Source organism: Halorubrum sp. SD690R (assembly GCF_005435035.1).
Classification (GTDB): Archaea; Halobacteriota; Halobacteria; order Halobacteriales; family Haloferacaceae; genus Halorubrum; species Halorubrum ezzemoulense.
Genome location: NZ_SGTV01000088.1, coordinates 1 through 1,377, shown reverse-complemented (window position 1 = coordinate 1,377; position 1,377 = coordinate 1). Strand labels below are relative to the sequence as shown.

Below are 1,377 nucleotides of genomic sequence, written 5' to 3'. Positions count from 1 at the left end.
CGCTGCCTTCATTATCCTCTGTGAATCACCCTCCAGTTCGGCCGATACCGTAGACTCCTCGTAGAACGTCTTTTCCTCCGATTTCGGGCCAAATAGTGTCAACATGACAACGTTCAAAGCTGAGTTTCGTAGTAGTCTTCGAGTTCGTCTTTGATTGCGAGCCCGTGTGGGTCCTCAAGCCCGGCAATGACATACAGGAGATCGCGCTGAAAGCCAGTGAGATCGTACATCGTTCGCGTTTCGAGTTATATTCATGAAATACTATCGATTTCTGGTATATCGGAAGTAACGAACCATCTGGGGAAGATCTGTTGTGTTTGGTACAGGCGTGAACTAGCGATAAGAGAGAGAAGAGCCCGATAGACCAGACGTACCAACTCGTCACGAGCGTGGTGGAATCCGAATTTCGTCACCAACCTCATATAGATACCCCTTCAGGAGTAGCTGTTTGATTATATCGCGTCCGTCGGCAGGCTTGATTCCGTGATCCTCGAGGTATGCGATAGCTATCTCACGCGTAAGCGGGTTGGTATCGCCCAGTTCTTCGAGATATGCCTCAAGATGATCGAGGACATTTTCTTCAGCTGGTGCGATGGGCCGCCGCGAATTCGCCATTGCCAGTACCTATGAAACGCAGATAGTAGGATATTGGGATCATCGCCAGACCCCCACCTCCACACCGGTTTTCCAGTGTTCTCACTAGATTTTACGACTCTGTAATTTCGGTACGCGGTGGCGGATTTCACGGGTATCGGACGCTCCGGCGAAGGTTATAAACGGTGTCTTTCAGCAGCATTTCGCGGAACTTTACTCACCGGCTTCGCGCACGCACGGCGGAGCCGAGCGTACGCTTGATCGACGAGAAGACGATGTGTGACATCGAACGCTGGTGGTAGCGATCACCGTCCATGCGGGCGTTGTGAGTGTGATCGAGTGGATTCATGATCCGGTGTTTAATCAGCGGTCTGATGCCGTTGTCGCAGAAGGCTTTGGCGTCATAGCCGCGATCAGCAGCGAGACTCTACAGGTCGCCGACGTTTCGCCGGGCGACCTGCGGGCCGATCTTCGTAACGTGTTTCTTCAAGATCGTCGAGTGGATATCGGCGATGTACAGCGTTTCTACATCCACGAGAGCGGTGACTTTCAGCGCCCTTAGGCGGTAGTTTGTGCGGTTTGTGTAGTGGCATCTGGGCTGATCACGGCCGAAGCCGGTCGAATCGATAGCAGCGTGACCAGTGCGTTTCTCGGCTGTAATGAGTGAGAAATCTTTTGTGGGGTGGACTCAATGTGCTGGTAATGGGAAGCAATCGACGCAAAGAGATCAAGCGTCACCTTTCGGAGGAGAAGCTCGACGAGCTTCTCCGTGACGCCGAAGAT

2 protein-coding genes and 2 pseudogenes are annotated in these 1,377 nt (G+C 52.7%); all 4 read right to left on the bottom strand.

What is annotated here, in order from left to right; translation table 11 throughout:
• Positions 1 to 116: 116 nt before the first annotated feature.
• Positions 117 to 230, bottom strand: a pseudogene (locus EXE41_RS18515) (PadR family transcriptional regulator); the annotation flags it as partial.
• Between the two features lie 151 nt (positions 231 to 381).
• Positions 382 to 615: a hypothetical protein gene (locus tag EXE41_RS18510; RefSeq protein WP_137691783.1), complete on the bottom strand. Its 234-nt coding sequence runs from the start codon at positions 613 to 615 to the stop codon at positions 382 to 384.
• A 127-nt stretch (positions 616 to 742) separates the two neighbouring features.
• Positions 743 to 1,252: pseudogene (locus EXE41_RS18505) on the bottom strand (transposase); the annotation flags it as partial.
• Positions 1,153 to 1,377, bottom strand: a 225-nt coding sequence (locus tag EXE41_RS19485; protein WP_206750863.1) for a hypothetical protein, incomplete at its 5' end; no start/stop codon positions are given. The gene EXE41_RS19485 and the pseudogene EXE41_RS18505, both read right to left, overlap by 100 nt.